Origin of the sequence: Chengkuizengella marina (assembly GCF_009910845.1) — a bacterium.
Lineage (GTDB): Bacteria > Bacillota > Bacilli > Paenibacillales > KCTC-33759 > Chengkuizengella > Chengkuizengella marina.
The window spans coordinates 109,698-129,861 of the sequence record NZ_SIJB01000029.1 but is presented as its reverse complement, the minus strand read 5'-3'; the positions used below and the strand labels follow the sequence as shown (position 1 = coordinate 129,861).

Sequence of the window (20,164 nt, the reverse complement as noted above, 5' to 3'; positions counted from 1 at the left end):
TTCCCTTCTAAAATATCTTTTAATAATTAGTGTTTATGTTATAGCCTTTTTTTGTTAAGTGCCGAATAGCTGCTTTTTGCAATTGTTTCAATGCTATATTTTGATCAACAATATATGGCAATATGATAGAAATGTACAATTTTTCGTGATCATACGAAATCATGTTAATAATTCTTGAACGATTTTCACTGTTAATATGTCCTGTATCTAAATCTCTTAAACCGTCATCTTCTACTTTTAGTTCACCTAAGTAATTAAAGTTAATTGGAATTTGTTTAAATGATTTAAATAACAGTTCGTTTGATATTGGATAATCTTTTTTCATTTCATCGTTATACATTAAATTAGCAAAGTGAATATTTTTTTCAGGTACCCATTTCAATTTCTCTTTTATTTGTTGAGCATTATCATTAACACTAGCTTCACCATTCACTAAAATAGGGATATAATCGATAAATTCTCCAATCGTATTAAAATAAGTTTCTGAACCAAACCGCCTTCCATAATTTGTTACCCAAAGTGGAACTTTAGATATTTCAAAATAAGATTGGAAATAGTTACATAAAATATCCAAGCTTAATTCCCATATCTCTTCGGAATTCATCTGCCAAGAACCGTTTGTAATCCTCGTTTCAAAATCAACAACACTGTATTTAGATCTATCATTTTGTTTCACTTTTGATTCAATTTGAGTACTTAATCTTTCAAATTCTTTTAGTTTAAATTCATCCATGATTTGTTGATCATTCATAGATTGTGGTCCTTTTTGTATTTGCTGGATAAAAGTTTTAAATCGATTATTTTGTTCAATCTTGACACTTTGCCCTAACGATATTTTTTGGTAATAGTGATTTAGTTTATTTTTAATAATTTCACTGCTCATATAATCAAAAACAACATGAGAAAAAGGCAACAACAACACATGATCCCTAAGGTTTTCTTTTATTAAACACGCTCTAAACAACAATGAATGCTCCATTTTATATTCCTTCAAAAAGTATTTATCCATGATAAAATTAATGATTTTCTTTGTTGTGTTTTTATCGTATGAAGACAAATCTACAAAAGGAATATGTGCTTCTGAAACAGGTTCATGTTCTTTCCAATAATATATACCTGCATCTTTTTCAAGTATGCTCCTCATTGTACTTTCTGATGATAAAAGATGTAAAAATGCCTTATCTAACACATCTTTATGGAGGTACTTATCCCATTTAATCGCTGTTCCTGAAAAATCTTTCTGTTCTAGATGGTACTTTTGAGAAGGTGACACTTGATAAGTATCTATAACTTTTCTATTGATTAAATCCCGTTCCAAATGCGAGTGCCTTGTTTCAATTTCCTTTAATATTTCATCTAGCATCATATGGGAAGACAATTGTTTACTACGTATAACTTTATCAAAATCTTCTCGACTCATTTTTAAGTCATGGATTAACTCTATCCATTCAACGATATAGTGTGGTTTTATTTTGTCATCTACACTCTCATCAACTAAAGAAACAATTTGGTTCATCAATTCTTCGTTTAATCCTTCTACAAAAAGGACAATCACTGGTTTGTCATTATCATCCACATCAAATTGATGAAGTTGACTTTTGATATTTAATTTTTTATTGATAAATTCTTCTGCTCGATAAATATCATCAATATAAACGTTCTGTTTTTTATCGTTTAAGTAAATAAGTTTAGCTAGTTTTTCAGGCGTCTGATATGTAAATACATCATTAATTCGAATGTTATAACCTAACTGTGCCAATTCTGATACCAATTGAATCGCCTTTAATGAATGACCTCCTATTTCAAAGAAATCATCATGTATACTAATTCGTTCTACATTTAACAATCCACACCATATATCCAAAATCTGCTTTTCAATTTCATTTCTTGGCTGAACATAATCAACATCTGTACTTGTTACAAAGTCAGGTTCAGGAAGTACTTTCCGATCCACTTTTCCGTTTTGGTTTAATGGGAATTTATCCATGAACACATACGCAGATGGAATCATATAATCTGGGAGTTTACTCTCTAGAAACATTTTCATTTCTTGAACAGATAGTACTTTGTCTGTAACGATATAAGCACATAAATATTTCATCTGGTTATGCTCTTTTGGTATGACTACGGATTCCTTTACATCTTTATTTTTTAAGATCTGTCTCTCAATCTCACCGACCTCTACCCTAAATCCTCTAATTTTTAATTGATTGTCCATTCTACCAATGTACTCAATATTTCCATCAGGCAACCACCTTGCTAAATCACCAGTTCGATAACATCTCTGTTTATCTATAACAAACGGGTTAGAAATAAATTTTTCTGAGGTTAACGTATCAAGATTTTTGTAACCTCTTGCCACTCCATCTCCACCAACCCAAAGCTCTCCAGGTACACCTACAGGTGCAAGCTTTCCAAAAGGATCAACAATATAAGCGGTTGAATTATGAATGGGTTGACCAATAGGAATATTGGATTCATGGGTTTTATGAATTGCATAACAGCATGAGAACGTTGTATTTTCTGTTGGTCCGTACCCATTTACAACAGTAAGATTTGGACAATGTTTCTTAACATCATTAATCCTTTTTGGTGTTAATACATCTCCACCAACAATTAAAGTATTTAATTGGTCAAACATATTCGATTTTTGTAGGGATAGTTGATTAAACAATGGAGATGTTAACCACATCGTTGTAATTTTGTTCTCTTTCATTGTTTTTTCTAATTTCTCAGGACTTAGTATGGTATATTTGTCCACTACATAAAGTTCTAATCCATTTAGAAGTGCACCCCATATTTCAAATGTACAAGCATCAAATACTTCAGCCCCTGTCTGTAAGATTCGATCTCCTTCAGCAAAGGTGACATAATTTGTGTTTTTCACTAATCTCACAACATTTTGCTGTTCAACCATGACACCTTTTGGTTTCCCAGTAGAACCTGATGTATACATCATATAAGCCAAGTGAGATGCTTTATACTCAATTGATAAATTATTAACTTCACTTTCCATATGCTGAGCTTTTTCCAGTTCGATCACTGTTATGTTTTTATTCACCTTATGCAAGTATGCCGTTTTAGTTAACAAAATATCCGCTTCACTATCAGCTAATAAGTACTCTACTCTTTCTGATGGATAGTCTGGATCAATTGGCAAATATGCACCTCCCGCTTTGAGGACGGCTAACATTCCTATGATCAATTCAATAGATCGTTCTTGCATCATAGCAACAACGGTGTCAGCTTTTACTCCTTCTTTCTTTAATCTGTTGGCAAGATGATTGGCTTTTTCATTTAACTCAGCATAAGTTAGTTTTACATCCTCGCAAACAACTGCTATGTGGTCTGGATGTTTTTGTGCCTGCTCTTCAAACAGCATTTGTATCGTTTTATCTTTAGGATAATGATGTTTAGTATGGTTAAAATCAACTAAAATTAAGTCTTTTTCTTTATCAGATAATATTTCAATGTCTTTGATTAAAATATTAGGTTCATCCGTTATAATTTGAAGGATATTGTGATAATGTACTGAAATATCATCAATCATTTGCTGTTCATAAACAGAGGCATTATATTTAAACCTCACTTCTAATTGTTCATTTGGAATAACCATAATATTAAAATCATAATTAGTTTGTTCAAACTCTTCTGTTTTCAAGATTTCAAAACCATTATTTGTAATTGTAGAGGTAGATTGATCTCCAAAATTTTGAAAAGCAAATAAATGATCTATTAAATCTTGTTTTAATGACGATAAAGATTGAATTTCAGCTAATGGAAAAAATCCAACATTCTGCTTTAGAATAGAATCTTGATGAATATGAGTGATTAAATCTGAAAAAGATTGCTTGCTTTCTACTTTTATTCTGATAGGAATCGTATTGATAAATAGACCTATCATCTTATCAACATTTTTAATTTCAGCAGGTCTTCCAGAAGTCACCATACCAAAAACTACGTCATTTGTATGGTTATACTTGCTGAGCAATATACCCCAAGCAGTTTGAAAAATAGTGTTTAATGTGATGTGATAATCTTTAGCTATTTTCTCTAATTTTTGTGTAGTCTCTCTGCTAAATTTCACCACTTTATTTACTTGTTTATATGGCTTTATATCATTGTTCATATGAGATGTCGGTAACGTTGCTTTCATCTCATAATTTGAAAGGTATTGCTCCCAGAACGTTTTTGCTTCTTCATAATCCTGCTCATCCAACCATTCAATATAATTTGAATATGAAGGGGTATCTCCAATTACAATAGAATCGTTGTGTTTCAGTTTATGATAAATTTCAAATAGTTCTTGTGTAATTGGCTGTAAACACCAACCATCCATCAAAATATGATGAAAACTCCAAATCACCTCAAATTGATCGTCTGTTATTTTTAAAACTGACATTCTAAAAAGATCATCTTTCGTTAAATCAAAGATATATTCTTTATCTTTAATTTTAAATTTCCGTATTTCATTTTGGATTTCAAGTTGTTTTAAATGAGAGAAATCTTTAAATTGGATCTTTAGTTTTTTGTTTTTGAATACAACTTGTTTAGGTCTTTTTAAATTTGAGTGCATAAAGTTTGTACGAAGAATATCGTATTTTTCAACTAGAAAATGAAAACTCTTTTCTAAAACATCTATATCAATTTTTCCTCTTATCGTGCTGGATAATTGTTCAAAATAAGCGGATGATTCAGGATTCAATAAAGAATGAAATAACATTCCTTCTTGCATTGGACTTAAATTATAAATACGCTTTATTTCTGATTTCTCAATTGGCAAGGATTCAAATCCATGAATAGAAAGATCCTTTGCCCCCACATCAGAAGGTGTGATTTCCTTAAACCCTTTATTCACACAGTGTTGTATAATATGATCCAGACTCTCTTGCATGTAAGAAGCAAACTGAATCATTGTATCGCTTTTATATTCATTTACATCATACGTAATGGATACATTTAACATTCCATTCTCCACAGAGCTAATAATATCTAGTACATACTGTCTTTCTGAATTTGTACTCACCTCTTCACCAACTGAGAGCGGGGAACTTTCAAATGACACTGTATTCACATCTGTATCAAATTGTCCTAGGTAATTAAAGCTTATTTCAGGGTTGATTCCAGAGCTTATCTTTGTTTTCAAATCATCTGATGTCAAATATTTTATCATTCCATACCCTATTCCCTTATTAGGAATTTGCCTTAATTTTTCTTTCAGATGTTTGATTTGATTAGAAAGATTTGTTGAGTATTTCATATTTAATCGAACTGGATAAATAGACGTAAACCAGCCTATCGTTCTTCCGATATTGATATCTTTTATAACTTCTTCCCTTCCATGACCTTCTAAGCTGATCATGAATTGATTCTCTCCTGTCCATTTCTTTAATGATAGACCCAGCGCACATAACAAAATATCGTTCATCTCTGTGTTATATGCTTTGTGTACATTAGTTAACAATTTAGTAGTTTCTTCTACTGACAGTTGGAATTTATATGTTTGACTATCTATTCCTTTTCTTTCTACTTGTTCGTTATCTTTAGGAATAGGGATAATATTAGAAGATTCAATCTTATTCCAATATGCTTTTTCTTTTTTCAAAAACTTGATTTCATTTGCAATCTTTTTCAATTCATTTGACCATTTTAAATATGAATCTGTTTTTTTAGGCAATTGGATCGTTTCATTCCTCTTCAGCTGCATATATGTTGAAGTAAGGTCTTCAAATAAAATCCTCCATGATACACCATCGATGACTAAATGATGTATGACGATAAGTAAATGATCACCTTCATTTGTTTTAAACAAACCTAGTTTTACTAGTGGGCCTTGTCCTAAATTGATGCTATGATGAATTCTCTCAACCGTTTTTGCAATATGATGTTCATATTCGACATTCTCTGAAAGTTCTTCTACAGTAAGATCAAATAAAGGACCTTCCAAACCTCGATTATATTGTTTTAACTTTCCTTCATGATTAGGATAAACCATTCGTAAAGCATCATGATGCTGGATAATGTTTGTAAATGCCTTCTGAAGTGTTTCAACTTCAAAACCATCTTTTCTGTACAGCATTACTGCCTGATTAAAGTGGTGTTTGTCAGTAAAGTCACTGTCAAAAAACCATTTTTGAATAGGACTTAATTCCACATCATTTTCAACGATAGCTTGATTAGCTTCTCTCTTATCTAGTTGTACATATTTACTAAGTTTTATAATTTCAGGATTCTGAAATAAGTCCTTAACCGTCACAGTATAACCCTGGCTATTTAATTTAGATACCATCTGGATTGCTTTAATGGAATCACCACCAAGCTCAAAGAAATTATGGTGAGTGCCAATCGGCTCTACTCCCAAGACTTTTTCCCAAATTTCAACCAATATTTCTTCCAATTCTGTTGTTGGTGGAATAATTTCTTGCTCAATGTTTAACTTAGGTTCTGGTAATGCTTTTCGATCAATCTTGCCATTTGGATTTAAAGGAAGTTTATCCATAAATACAAAACTAGAAGGAACCATATATTCCGGCAATCTTTCTTTTAAATATTCTTTTACTTCTAATAGGGAAAGTTCTTTTTCTAAAACGAGATAAGCACATAAGGGTTTGCTTTGATTTTGTTCATATACAACTACAACCGTTTCTTTTATATTAGGATGAGTCAAAATTTGACTTTCAATCTCACCAACTTCTACTCGAAACCCCCTAATTTTAACTTGTTTATCAATTCTACCAATAAATTCAATACTTCCATCTGGCAACCACTTTGCCATATCTCCTGTTCGATATATTTTTCCTTCTGGGGCAAATGGGTCTACAATAAACTGTGTTGATGTTAGCTCTTCAAGGTTTTTATATCCTCTTGCTACACCGTCCCCACCAACCCAGATTTCACCAGGTACACCTATTGGTACAAGTTTCCCATTTTGATCTACGATATAAGAAGTAGAGTTATGAATTGGAAAACCTATAGGAATATTCACATCATAGTCTTCATCAACATTAAAGTAAGTAGAAAAGGTCGTATTTTCTGTAGGTCCGTAAACATGTACCCATTGCAAACCTGGACATTTCTTTCGCACTTCATTCATATTTTTAGGTGATATAACATCCCCTCCGACTAGTAGGGTTTTTATCCCAGCAAACATCTCTGGTTTATACTGAGACAACTGAGTGAAAAAAGGAGAGGTTAAAAATATCGTTGTAATTTTGTACTTTTTAAAAGCTTCTTCTAATTTATTTGGACTTAATATTGTAAATTGGTCAACGATGTAAAGCTCCAAACCATTTAAGAGTGCACCCCAAATCTCAAAAGTACATGCATCAAAAACCTGTGCTCCAATTTGTAAAATTCGATCGCCTTCATCAAAAGATACATAATTCGTATTTTTAACTAATCGAACCACGTTTTGATGCTCTACCATCACACCTTTAGGTTTTCCTGTAGAACCGGACGTATAGATGATATAAGATAAATGATCTACCCTATTTTGAATCTCAAGATTATCCGCTTCACTTTTCATCTTCTCTGGTTGTTCAAGTTCGAACATTTTTAAATTTGGATTCATTTTACTTGTGTAAGGTGTTTGAGTAAGTAATATTTCTGCTTCACTATCCTGTAATATATACTCCACTCTCTCCACAGGGTATTCTGGATCAATAGGTAGATATGCTCCTCCAGCTTTGAGGGTTGCTAACATAGCGATTACTAATTCCATAGAACGCTCTTGCATAATCGCAACGATGCTATCCGCTTTTACACCTTCTTTTCTTAATAAAAGCGCAAGGTGATTTGCTTTCTCATTTAGTTCTTTATAAGTCAGCTTTATATCTTCACTTACCATGGCTATTGAATTTGGATTTCTTTTTACTTGTTCTTCAAAACATTGTTGAATTGTTTTATCTTTAGGGTATTCTTTCGTTGTATCATTAAATTGATTGAAGATCTGATTTTTCTCTTCACTTGACAACATATCAATTTCTGATATGTTAATCTCTAAATCACGAATAACTACATGTAAAATATGAAGATAATGATTGGCCAACCTTTCTATTGTTTCTTTTTTAAACAGTTTTGTAGCATACTCTACCTCTAATAAAATTCCTGCTTCATCTTCTTCTACAGTAAAAGTTAGGTCAAATTTAGACGTTTTAGAGTCAATCTGTACTGCTTCTACTTGTAAACCTTCCATTTTCAATGGAGTATTCTCTATATTTTGCACGGCAAACATCGTATCAAATAATGGATTTCTACTTAGATCTCTTTCAATATCTAATTGTTCTATCAATTGCTCATATTGATATTCTTGGTTTTCTAGCGCATGCAATATGTTATCTTTTACTTCATTAAGAAATTCCTTGAACGTTTTTTCACCCTTTGGGTAATTTCTTAGTGGTAATGTTCCTACGAACATCCCCATCATATTTTCTAAATCCGCATGAGATCTTCCACTAATAGGCGAACCTACAACGATATCATCTTGTCTTGTATACTTAGATAATAAAATGTAATAAGCGGTTAACATCATCATATTTAATGTGGTTTCTGTATCAGAACACATTTTATTTAAGTTGGAAATCATTTCATGATCCAAACGAATGGATAAACGATCCCCTTCAAAGGTTTGAATTTGAGGTCTTGGAAAATCTGTAGGCATATTTAATACTGGGATTTCTCCAGAAAATTGTTCAACCCAATATTTTCTCTGCTCATTTAATGATTCCATTCTTTGATTTTGCCATGCGGAAAAATCTTTATATTGTATCGATAATTCATCTAGTTCTTCATTGTTATATAACGTGCTGAATTCATGTACAAGCAAACCTATGGATGTTCCATCAGAAATAATATGGTGCATATCCCCTATCAAATAGTTAGTATTTTTTCCAACTCTAGCAAGACATACTCGAAGCAGTGGTGCTTGTTGCAGGTCAAAAGGGGCAATAAAACGATCCAATACATATTCTAGTTGTTCATAGTTTTGAATATTGAATTGTTCTATTTCAAAAATCACTTCATTCTTTATTTTTTGTATAGGTTCTTCATTTTTCAGCTTAAAAGATGTTCTAAAGGTTTCATGCCTTTGAATTAAGGCTTTAAAGACTTTCCTCAATTTTTCTGTGTTTAAATCCCCTTCAAGCTTTAATACAAACGGCATATTATAAGCCGTATTGTAACCTTCAATTTGGTTTATAATCATCAATCTCTTTTGAGCCGATGAAACAGCATAGTAGTCTGCTTTAGCTGCTGGTTCTATTGAATCGTAAACTTTCTTTCCAGCAAACATAATTCGATTTGCCATATCTCTCAATCTAGGAGTCTTAAATATTTCTTTTAAAGGAAAATTTGAATTGAATTCTTTATTCATTCTCGTATACAAAGTAATGGACTTTAAAGAGTGGCCACCTAAGTGGAAGAAATGATCGTTTAGACCCACCTTGGAAACACCCAATATCTCTTCCCAAATCTGTGCTAATTTCTTTTCAGTTGAAAGCTGTGGTTCAACATAAATTTCCTTTGAGTTTACCAATAGATCTGGTTCAGGCAATGCTTTACGATCCACTTTCCCATTTTGATTCAACGGGAGATGATCCAAACATATAAAATGGGATGGAATCATGTAATCCGGAAGTTCTTTTACAAGGTCATTCATTAAAGTTTCTTTTGGAATATTTTCTTTAGATACATAATAAGCACACAAGTATTGATTACCATAGGTGTCTTCTTTGCCTATTACTACAACTTCCTGCACTAATTTATTGTTTAAAATAACGGTTTCAATCTCCTCAAGTTCAATACGATAACCTCGAATTTTAACTTGGAAGTCCGTCCTTCCCATATATTCAATCGTCCCATCATCATCCCACTTGGCTAAATCACCAGTGTGATATATTTTCTGACCTTTTATAAAAGGATGATCCGTAAATTTTTCAGCGGTTAATTGTTCTTTGTTTAAATAGCCTAGTGCAAGCCCATCACCTGAAATGCATAATTCCCCAGGTATACCCATTGGTTTACATTGATTATTCTCATCTAAGATATAAACCTGTGTGTTTGCAATAGGTTTACCAATATCGACTTTTGATTTTTCTGTTAGATTGCTTACACAAGACCACACGGTTGTTTCTGTTGGTCCATACATATTAAATATTTTTAAATTGGAGAATTGCTTTATAGTTTCAAGTAAATGAACAGGTAAAGCTTCTCCTCCAATCATGATTTCCTTAACTTGTTCCAAGAAAATCATTTTTGGATCCTGCGTGATCAACATTTTCAGTCTTGAAGGAGTGATCTGAATCATATCAACAGCTTGATCAACAATCAGTTGATTCAAAGCTATTGGATCCATTTGTTCATACTCATCTGCAATCACAACTTTTAAACCTTTTACTAAAGGCAAGATCGTTTCCAACACAAAAATATCAAAAGATATTGTCGTCAACGCCAGTATTGTTTTATTCGATCTAAATGGAATTTCAGCGCACATCGCTTCTATAAAGTTATGAATAGCTTGATGTGAAATCATTACTCCTTTTGGTTTGCCCGTTGAACCGGAGGTGTAAATCGTATATGCAAGATCCTTTGAACTATTCACAGGCACAAGATTATTAGACTCACCAGTAAATAAACGATCCTCATAATATAAAATTTTAGTTCCTGTATTAATCGATTCCTTAAAACGAGGATGTAAAAGTATTATTTCTGCCTGTGCATCCTTTAGCATATATTGTATTCTTTGTGAAGGATGTTCTGGATCTATTGGTAAATATGCACCTCCCGCCTTAAGTACACCAAGTATGCCTACGAACATATCTATTGAACGATGTAGCATTATTCCCACTAAACTTCCTGAATTCACCCCATGTGAACGAAGTGTATTAGCAAGTTGATTGGCTTTTTCATTTAACTTCCCATATGTGATCTTTTGGTCACCGCATACAGCGGCAATTTTGTTTTCATCTCGTTTTACCTGTTCTTCAAATAGTTGATGTATCAATTTGTGATGCTGATATTTCATAGAAGTGTTGTTGAATTCATCTGTCATTTGTTTTAATTCATCTTTAGTTACCAATTGAATACTCTGGATTCCAACCTCTGGATTTTCACTAATCGCAGAAATTATATTTTTGAAATGATTTCCTATACGATCGATAGTGCGTTTGTTATATACAACAGCATTATATTTAAACTTCATCTCTAAACTAGCCTTATGCATAAAAACAACATTAAAATCATAGTTTGTTTGCTCAAAATCCTCATAATCTACAATTTGAAATTCTTCATGATCAACGGAGTTTAAAGACTCATCTTCAAAATTTTGAAACCAAAAAATATGATCTATTAAATCTTGTTTTAAAGAGGAACCAGACTGAATTTCGGCAAGTGGGAAAAAATCAACATTTTTCTTTTCAATGGATGTTTCTTGTATTTGTTTAATTAATTGATCAAAAGTACTTTTATTTTTATAGTTAATTCTTACAGGAATTGTATTGATAAATAACCCTATCATTTTTTCTATATTTTCTATCTCCGCAGGTCTTCCAGATGTAACCATTCCAAACACAACGTCTCTTGTATTGTTATATTGGCTCAATAAGATACCCCATGATGCCTGGAGTAATACATTTAAAGTTACTTTGTATTTTTTTGCTATGTTTTGTAATTTTTCGGTTCTGATTTTGTCCAATTTAATTATCGTTTCTTCCTGATGGTATAACTCCTGTTTATGATCAACATTGTTCTTTGGCAACATTGCTTTTGTATCATAGTTTTTAAGATAACTATTCCAAAATAAACGTGCTTGATCATGATCCTGTTGATCTAACCATTTAATATAATCTGAATAAACAGGTACATCTTCCAAAACAACCGGCAAATTTCGTTTTAATTGATGATACGTCTCAAAAATTTCTTGTACTATCGTTTGTAAACCCCAACCATCCATCAAAATATGATGATAGCTCCATATCAGCACATACTCACGTTCTGATTTTTTAAATACTGACATCCTGAGCAGGAAGTCTCTTGAGAGGTTGAAACTCTTATTTTTATCATTCTTTTTATAATGATCAATTTCATTTTTCTGTTGCAATTCATCCATATGAGAAATGTCTTTAAAAGTAATGTTGATTTTTCTTTTTTTAAATACGATTTGTTTTGGTTTTTGAATATTTTCATACATGAAATTTGTTCTTAAAATATCGTATTTTTCAATGAGCAGATTAAAGCTTTGTTCTAAAATTTGTACATTGATTGTTCCGTTAATGGTACAAGAAAGCTGTTCATAATAAGCAGGGGAATCAGGGTTTAATAAAGAATGAAACAGCATACCTTCTTGCATTGGACTTAAATTATAAACACTTTTTATTTCCAATTTAGTACTCATGTTTACCACTCCTGTTCATTTTAGCTTTCATAAAATGCTGAAATTGCCTCAAGATCTTCAATAGAAAGATCCTCTCCCCCTACGTCTGAAGGGGTGATTTCTTTAGATTCCTTTGTTATGCAATGTTGTATAATATCAGATAAACTTTGTTTAAAGAAATTTCCAAAACTTTTAATTGTTGTTTCCTTAAATTCATTTGCATTATAGGTAATCTCCATCTTCAGCATTTCCTCTTCTACTAAACCATTGATGTCAAGAGGGACTTCCCTATTAGAATTAGGACTTACCATCTGACCACAGGATAATTCAGAACCTTCAAATAACTCTGTATTTAAATCAGTATCAAACTGACCTAAGTAATTAAAATTGATTTCTGGTGTAGAGTCAAAAGTGATATCCTTTTTGTAATTCTCAGAAGTCAAATATTTTAAAATTCCATATCCAATACCTTTATTTGGAATTCGTCTTAAATGTTCTTTTAAATGCTTAATTTGGTATGATAAATCTTCAGAGTTATCCATATCGAGAACTACAGGATAAGTAGAAGTAAACCAACCCATCGTTCTACTAATATCCATATCTTTGATAATCTCTTCTCTTCCATGCCCCTCCAAATGGATACATACTTGATTTTCCCCTGTCCAATTTTTAACTGCGATCCCTAATGCACATAATAAAATATCATTTATTTCTGTGTTATATGTGGCATGAACACTAGTTAAAAGTTCACTAGTTTGTTGTTTAGAAAGTTTAAATTGATAAGTTTGATTATACTTAGCACTAATTTCAAGATCTTCTTTATCTTTAGGAATAGCAAAGAATGCATTATCCTCAACTTCTCTCCAATAAGTTAATTCTTCCAACATCTCTTTGCTATTTGCATAATTCATTAATGAACTTGTCCAATTTAGATAGGAATCCGTTTTACTAGGTAATTGAATAGAAACATTTTGACTCATTTGCTGGTATGCAGTTAAAAGATCTTCAAACAAAATTCTCCATGATACACCATCAATAATCAGATGATGGATAGCAATCAATAAGTGATCGCCGTCCTTAGCCTTTAATACCCCAAGCTTTACAAGTGGACCTTGTTCTAAATCTATACTGCTTTGAATTTGATAAATAGTGTTCATTAATTCCCTATTGGTTTGTTCAGATATATCTGCAACTGTTAAATCAAACATCCTTTCTCCTATATCACGATTAAATTGTACTGTTTCCCCATTATCATCACGATAATAAACCATTCTTAGTGCATCATGATGTTCTATCATTTTAGTAAATGCCTTCTCAAGAATATGGAGGTCAAATCGATCTCTCTTAAACAACATCACCGCTTGATTCCAATGGTTCATGTTCGTAAATTGCTGCTCAAAAAACCATTTTTGAATAGGACTTAAAACAACCTTCCCTTCTACTGCGCTTTGATCTATTTCTTTTCTTTCTTTTCTTACACATTTGGCAAGTCTATGAATCTCCGGATATTGGAATAAGTCTCTAGTTTTTAATAAATATCCTTTACTATTAAATTTAGAAATCATCTGAATCGCTTTAATAGAGTCACCTCCAAGCTCAAAGAAGTTGTGATCCGTTCCTATGAACTGAACACCTAATACCTCTTTCCAAACAGAAACAAGATCTTCTTCTATTTCATTTACAGGTGATAAGATTTCTTTGTCTGTTCCACTAGTTTTATCTGGTGTTGGCAACAATTTTCTATTGATTTTTCCGCTAACAAGTAAAGGCAACTGTTCTATCAACATAAAATAGGCTGGTATCATGTAATCTGGAAGTTTATCACTAAGCTCTGTTTTCAATTCTATTAGTTGAAAATTAGGATTTGCTACAATGTAAGCACATATATATTTTTCATCTTCTTCTTGTGTAATCACTACTGCTTCTTTAACAGCATGATGCTCTAAAATAGCGGACTCGATTTCCTCTAACTCTATTCGAAACCCTCGAATTTTTACCTGAAAGTCCTTCCTTCCAATGAACTCAATGTTTCCGTCAGATCTCCATCTAGCCATATCTCCTGTTTTGTATAAACGTTCGTTTGATTGATCAGAAAACTTATTGATCATAAAGGATTGCTCTGTACCCTCAGCATGATTTATATATCCTCTACCAACTCCAATTCCAGCCACACAAAGTTCTCCAACTACACCAATAGGACATAAATTCATTTCTTCATCTACGATGTAAATTTTCATATTTGCTATTGGTTTTCCAATAGAAATATTTGATATATCTTTTTTGGGTAATTCTTCCATAATAAATTGGCTGACATCATCAGATGCTTCTGCTGGACCATAAGCATTTACCAACTTAATTTGCGGAAACTGTGCAAACCAACGTTTGACTAAATGAGGTTTTACCGATTCCCCTGTCACCATAAGATTTAATAATGAAGGCAATTCTAGCTTTTCATTCTCAAAATAATCTAATAAAACAGATAAATAAGTAGGAACCACTTCCAGTAATGTTACTCCATCTGCAACTAATTGTTCAGAAAATTTATCAACCTCTAATATAAGTTCATTTGGATAAATAGCTGTTGTACCACCTAGTGATAAAGCACCAAAAAATTGCCAAACGGAAATATCAAAACATGGACTAGCATTTTGAGCAAAAACTAAGCTTGAATCTAAGTTTAATTCTTCAGCTTCAGCCAATATGTGATTTAACATGCCAATATGTTCGATCATGACGCCTTTTGGTTTACCAGTCGAACCAGAAGTAAATAAAATATAGGCTAGATTATGAATATCCATCTCCAGGTTTAAGTTATCCTGTACTTCTTGATCAATCTCTTCTTGTATTTGGTCAAGACATAAAATCTTCATCTTCTCATTAGTTTCAAGATCATATTCCAAATATTCAGAATTTGTAATGAGAACTTTAGCCTTGGAATCATTTAAAATGTTTAATTTCCTGTCAGTTCCGTAGGATACATCAATTGGCACATAAGCTGCCTGTGCTTTCCAGATTCCTAATACACTCTGTACAAATTGAGGTGACCGCTCCAGCATAACAGAAACAATATCCTCGGATTTAATACCCATTTTTCTCAAATATCTAGCCATTTGATTTGCTTTTTTATTTAACTGGTCATAAGATATTGTTTGATTTTTATAAATCAAAGCCGTTTTATCAGCTGAATTACGTACATGTTCTTCAAATCGTTCACTAACTGTTTTACTAAAATCGTAATCTCTCTTTTTACCATTAAATTGTTCCTTAATCTGAATCTGCTCTTTTTCAGAAAGTAAACTGATTTCTGAAAGAAGAATATTAGGGTTTCTCACTAGTTCTTCTAAAATTATCAGATAATGATTAGACAATCGTTCTGCAGTTTCCGTTTTATACAAGTCTGTACTATACTGCAGTTCAAATCTTATATTTGAGGGTTCAGTGTATACATCTAACATAAGGTCAAATTTTGCGCTATTCTCTTCCACTGGATATGGATTTAAAAGCAGCCCATCTATGGTCATTTCTTGTTCTTCTGCTTCAAAAAGGCTAAACATCGTGTCAAATAATGGATTTCTGCTCGTATCTCTGTTTATGTTTAATTGATCAATTAGTTTTTCAAAAGGGTAGTCTTGATTTTCAATGGCATTCAAAGTCCGTTCTGATACGTATTGAATAAAATCTAAGAAGGATTTCTTATCATCTAAGACATTCCTCAGTGCTACAGTATTCACAAATAACCCGTTCATTTGCTGCAAATCAGGATGATTCCGCCCAGCAACTGGAGAGCCAACAACAATATCATTTTGTCCAGTATATTTCATTAGCAATACATTATAGGCAGCAAGTAAAACTGTGAACACAGTAGTGTTAGCTTGATTTGCAAGAAGATTAATCTCTTCAGCCAACTTATTCCCAGTTACAGAATAAATCTTCTTTCCTACAAAGCTTTGAACAGAAGGTCTCTTATAATCTATGGGCATATTCATAACAGGAATTTCATCATTAAACATGTTAAGCCAATATTGTTCCTGTACTTTCATCTCTTCCGTTTCCAATTGCTCATTTTGCCAAGCTGCAAAATCCTTGTATTGGTTAAGTAATGGAGGTAAATCGCTTCCTTCATACAACCTAATCAATTCATCAATGACGATTTTCCCTGAAATGCCATCGGATATAATATGATGCATATCAAATAATAAAAGGTGCTGCTTTTCATCTGTTTTAATGACTTTAACCCGCAACAGTGGAGCCATTGATAAATCAAAAGGTTTAATAAATGATTGAATTACCTGTTCATACTCATCCTTTGGTATATGGGTTAAATCTAAATACTCTGACTTAACATCCACATCTGTATCAATTTGTTGTTGAATTTCACCATTTACATTTACAAAACTCGTTCTAAATATTTCATGTCTTTCAATTAATCTACGAATCTGCTGATAAAAGTGATTTACATTAAAATCTCCTTCAACCTTAAAAGCGGATGGCATATTATAAGCTATACTGTTTTCACCTTCCAGCTCATTTAGTATAAACATTCTTTTTTGCGCAGTGCTCACTTCGTAATACTGCTTATTTTTCAATGACGGAATGGGTGTTATACTGCTTTTGGTTTGCTTACTGATATGATCTGAAAGTTTAGCGATAGTTTTATAACTAAACACATCTCTAACCTTAATTTCTACATTCATCTCACGATAGATTTTGGATACTAACACAGTGGCTTTTAATGAGTGGCCACCTAATTCAAAAAAGCTTTGATGAATACTAATGGGTTCTATTTCTAATACTTGTTCCCATATGTTTTTTAATGTTTCCTCAGTAACATTTCTTGGAGCTATAAAAGAAGTTTTAATTTGCTGTGTTGGAACTGGCAGCTTTTTTCTATCTAATTTACCGTTGTTATTAACAGGCATTTCTTTCAATTGGATAAAATAACTAGGAACCATATACTTAGGTACACACTGATTCATATAACTTCTTAATGATGCTGTATTTAGATTTATTTTTGATGTGAAATAAGCACATAAATAAACGGTCTCATTCATCTCTTTAGTAATGACGGCTATTTCCTGAATACTTTCATGGTTGATCAGATGTTGTTCAATTTCCCCAAGCTCTACTCTATGACCTCTAATTTTTACTTGATGGTCATTTCGTCCCAAATATTCAATATTACCGTCAGGAAGCCACCTTGCTAAATCTCCTGTTTTATACATTTTGTGGCCAGGATGAAAGGGGTTATTTATAAATTTCTCTTCAGTAAGCTCCTTTCTGTTCAGATATCCCCTCGCTAACCCTACACCTGAAATATGAAGTTCACCCGTTAAACCGATTGGCATGAGATGAAGGTTTTTATCAAGTATGTGTAATTGTATATTGTCTATTGGTTTACCTATAGGTACAACGTTCATCTTTTCATTTGAAACACAATCATAATAAGAAACATCTATAGTTGCCTCAGTAGGTCCATATAAATTATGTAACTCTGTACCATTTTCTTTGTAGAGTAAATGAACGAAAGAATCTACTTGGGTAGTTTTTAAGGCTTCTCCACTAGAAAATACTTGCCTTAGACTTTTTAAACTACGATTTTCACTATCCATATTTTCTAAATATTCTAAAAACGCACTAAGCATAGAAGGTACAAAATGCATAGTTGAAATATGATATTTTTCAATCGTCTCAATCATCACATCCGGTTCTTTTTCTCCTCCTGGCTCCAAGAAACATACACTAGCTCCTTGTATACTCCACCAAAACAACTCCCATACTGATACATCAAACACAAATGGAGTTTTTTGTAAAACAACATCTCCTTCTCCTATCGGATATTCTTTTTGCATCCAATGAAGTCGATTGATAAGTGCACGATGCTCTATTAAAACCCCTTTTGGATTCCCTGTAGAACCAGAAGTATAAATCATATATGCAAGATCATTTGATGAGTTCATATTAGATAAGTTGGAATCTTCAAATTGATACAAATGGCTATCTTCTAAATTCATCACTTGAAGTTTTTCTGTGTGAACTAGCTCACTTATCATCTTCATATATTTTCCATGAGTCAGTATGACTGGAGCGTTGCTGTCTTCAAGCATAAATTTTATTCTATCTATTGGAAATTCAGGACTGATGGGCATATACGCTCCACCTGCTTTCAAAATTCCCATGATGCCCACCATCATTTCTAAAGAGCGATCTAACATAATGGCCACGATCGTATTCTTTTCTATGCCCTTATTTCTTAATACTCTAGCGAAACTATTAACCTTTTTGTTGAATTCATCATATGTCCATTTTTTCTCTTTGAAGAGAACTGCAGTATGATCAGGATTTAACCGGACTTGTTCCTCAAAGAGCTCATGTATTGTTTTCTGAATTGGAAATGCAACATCTGTATCATTAAAATCAACTAAGATTTGTTTCTTTTCTTCTTGTGATACCATTTCAATATTGCTGATAAGAACATGTTCATTATTGATCACCTGTTCCATAATCTGTTTAAGATGTATTTCTAATTTTTTTAGAAATAAATCATCATATAACTGCCCGTTATAAGTAAAACAGACTTCTAATTGCTCACCAGGAAACACAATAATTTCCAAGTCATAGTTTGTGTGTTCTGACATTTCGCTATTCAGTAAAGTAATTTGATCATGATGATCAACGTCTTTCATGATGACTTCTTCCATAGGATAATTTTCATATACAACAATATGCTGTATTAAATCATTTTTTAATGTAGATGAAGATTGAATATCTGCTAAAGACAAATAACTATAAGTATTAGCCATACGTAAAGATTGATTCAATTCAAATAAGAGAGATTTAAAGGTCTTATGTTCATCAGATTTGATTCGAATAGGTACGGTATTTATAAATAATCCCACCATACTTTCAATCCCTCTGACTTCAGGAGGTCTGCCCGATACAACAGAACCAAATACAATATCATCGGTATTATTATATTTTTGTAGTAACACACCCCAAATCCCTTGAAATACAGTACTTAGTGTCGTTTGATTTACTACTGCTAACTTTTCTAATTTATTTGTCAAACCCTCATTTAACTTAAATGAATACTTTTTATGTTCATATCTTGTATCTTTTTTAATTACACTTTTACTTGCAGGTATCGTTGCGCGCTGCTCATATCCTTCCAATACATTCTGCCAATACTTAAGCCCATCAAGATCCTGTTTATCTAACCATGTAAAATAATCACTATATGGATATACTTCTGGAAGTGGATTGGATGAACTATTTTTTAGTGAAAAGTAGATTTGAAACAGGTCTTTTGCAAGAATGCTTAAACACCATCCATCCATAATAATATGATGAAAGTTCCAAAATAACTTCACCTTATCCTCATCCGTTTTAAACAATGCCATTCGAATTAAAATATCTTTCTCAAGATTAAAACCTTTCTTTTTCTCACTTAACTTATATTGCTCTATTTGTTCGGTTTGGTCTTTCTCCATTAAGCTTGTGATGTCATTGTAATAAATGGAAGATTCCCTTTTATCCAAAACAACTTGTAAGGGTTGATCAACTTCTTTAAAGATAAATACCGTTCTTAACACATCATATCTTTCAATCAGCTTGTTAAAGCTTTTTTCAAGTAACTCTGGATCAACAATTCCATGTAATGTTAATACTGCTTGTTCAAAGTATGCACTTGAGTTTTGATCAAATAATGAGTGAAAAAACATACCTTCCTGCATTGGAGTGAGTCTATAAATATTACGAATGCCAGAATCTATCAAAACAACCACCTCAAATCTATTCATT

General features: G+C 32.3%; 2 protein-coding genes. Both read right to left on the bottom strand.

The features are described 5' to 3' along the window. Positions 1-19 precede the first annotated feature (19 nt). The gene (locus ERL59_RS14160; RefSeq protein WP_160646874.1) at positions 20-12,388 is read right to left on the bottom strand and encodes a non-ribosomal peptide synthetase; all 12,369 of its coding nucleotides are present in this window, start codon (positions 12,386-12,388) and stop codon (positions 20-22) included. A gap of 20 nt (positions 12,389-12,408) precedes the next feature. Beyond that, positions 12,409-20,163 carry a non-ribosomal peptide synthetase gene (locus ERL59_RS14155; RefSeq protein ID WP_160646873.1) on the bottom strand — a complete coding sequence of 2,585 codons (7,755 nt, stop codon included), beginning with the start codon at positions 20,161-20,163 and terminating at the stop codon, positions 12,409-12,411. Position 20,164: the final 1 nt, after the last annotated feature.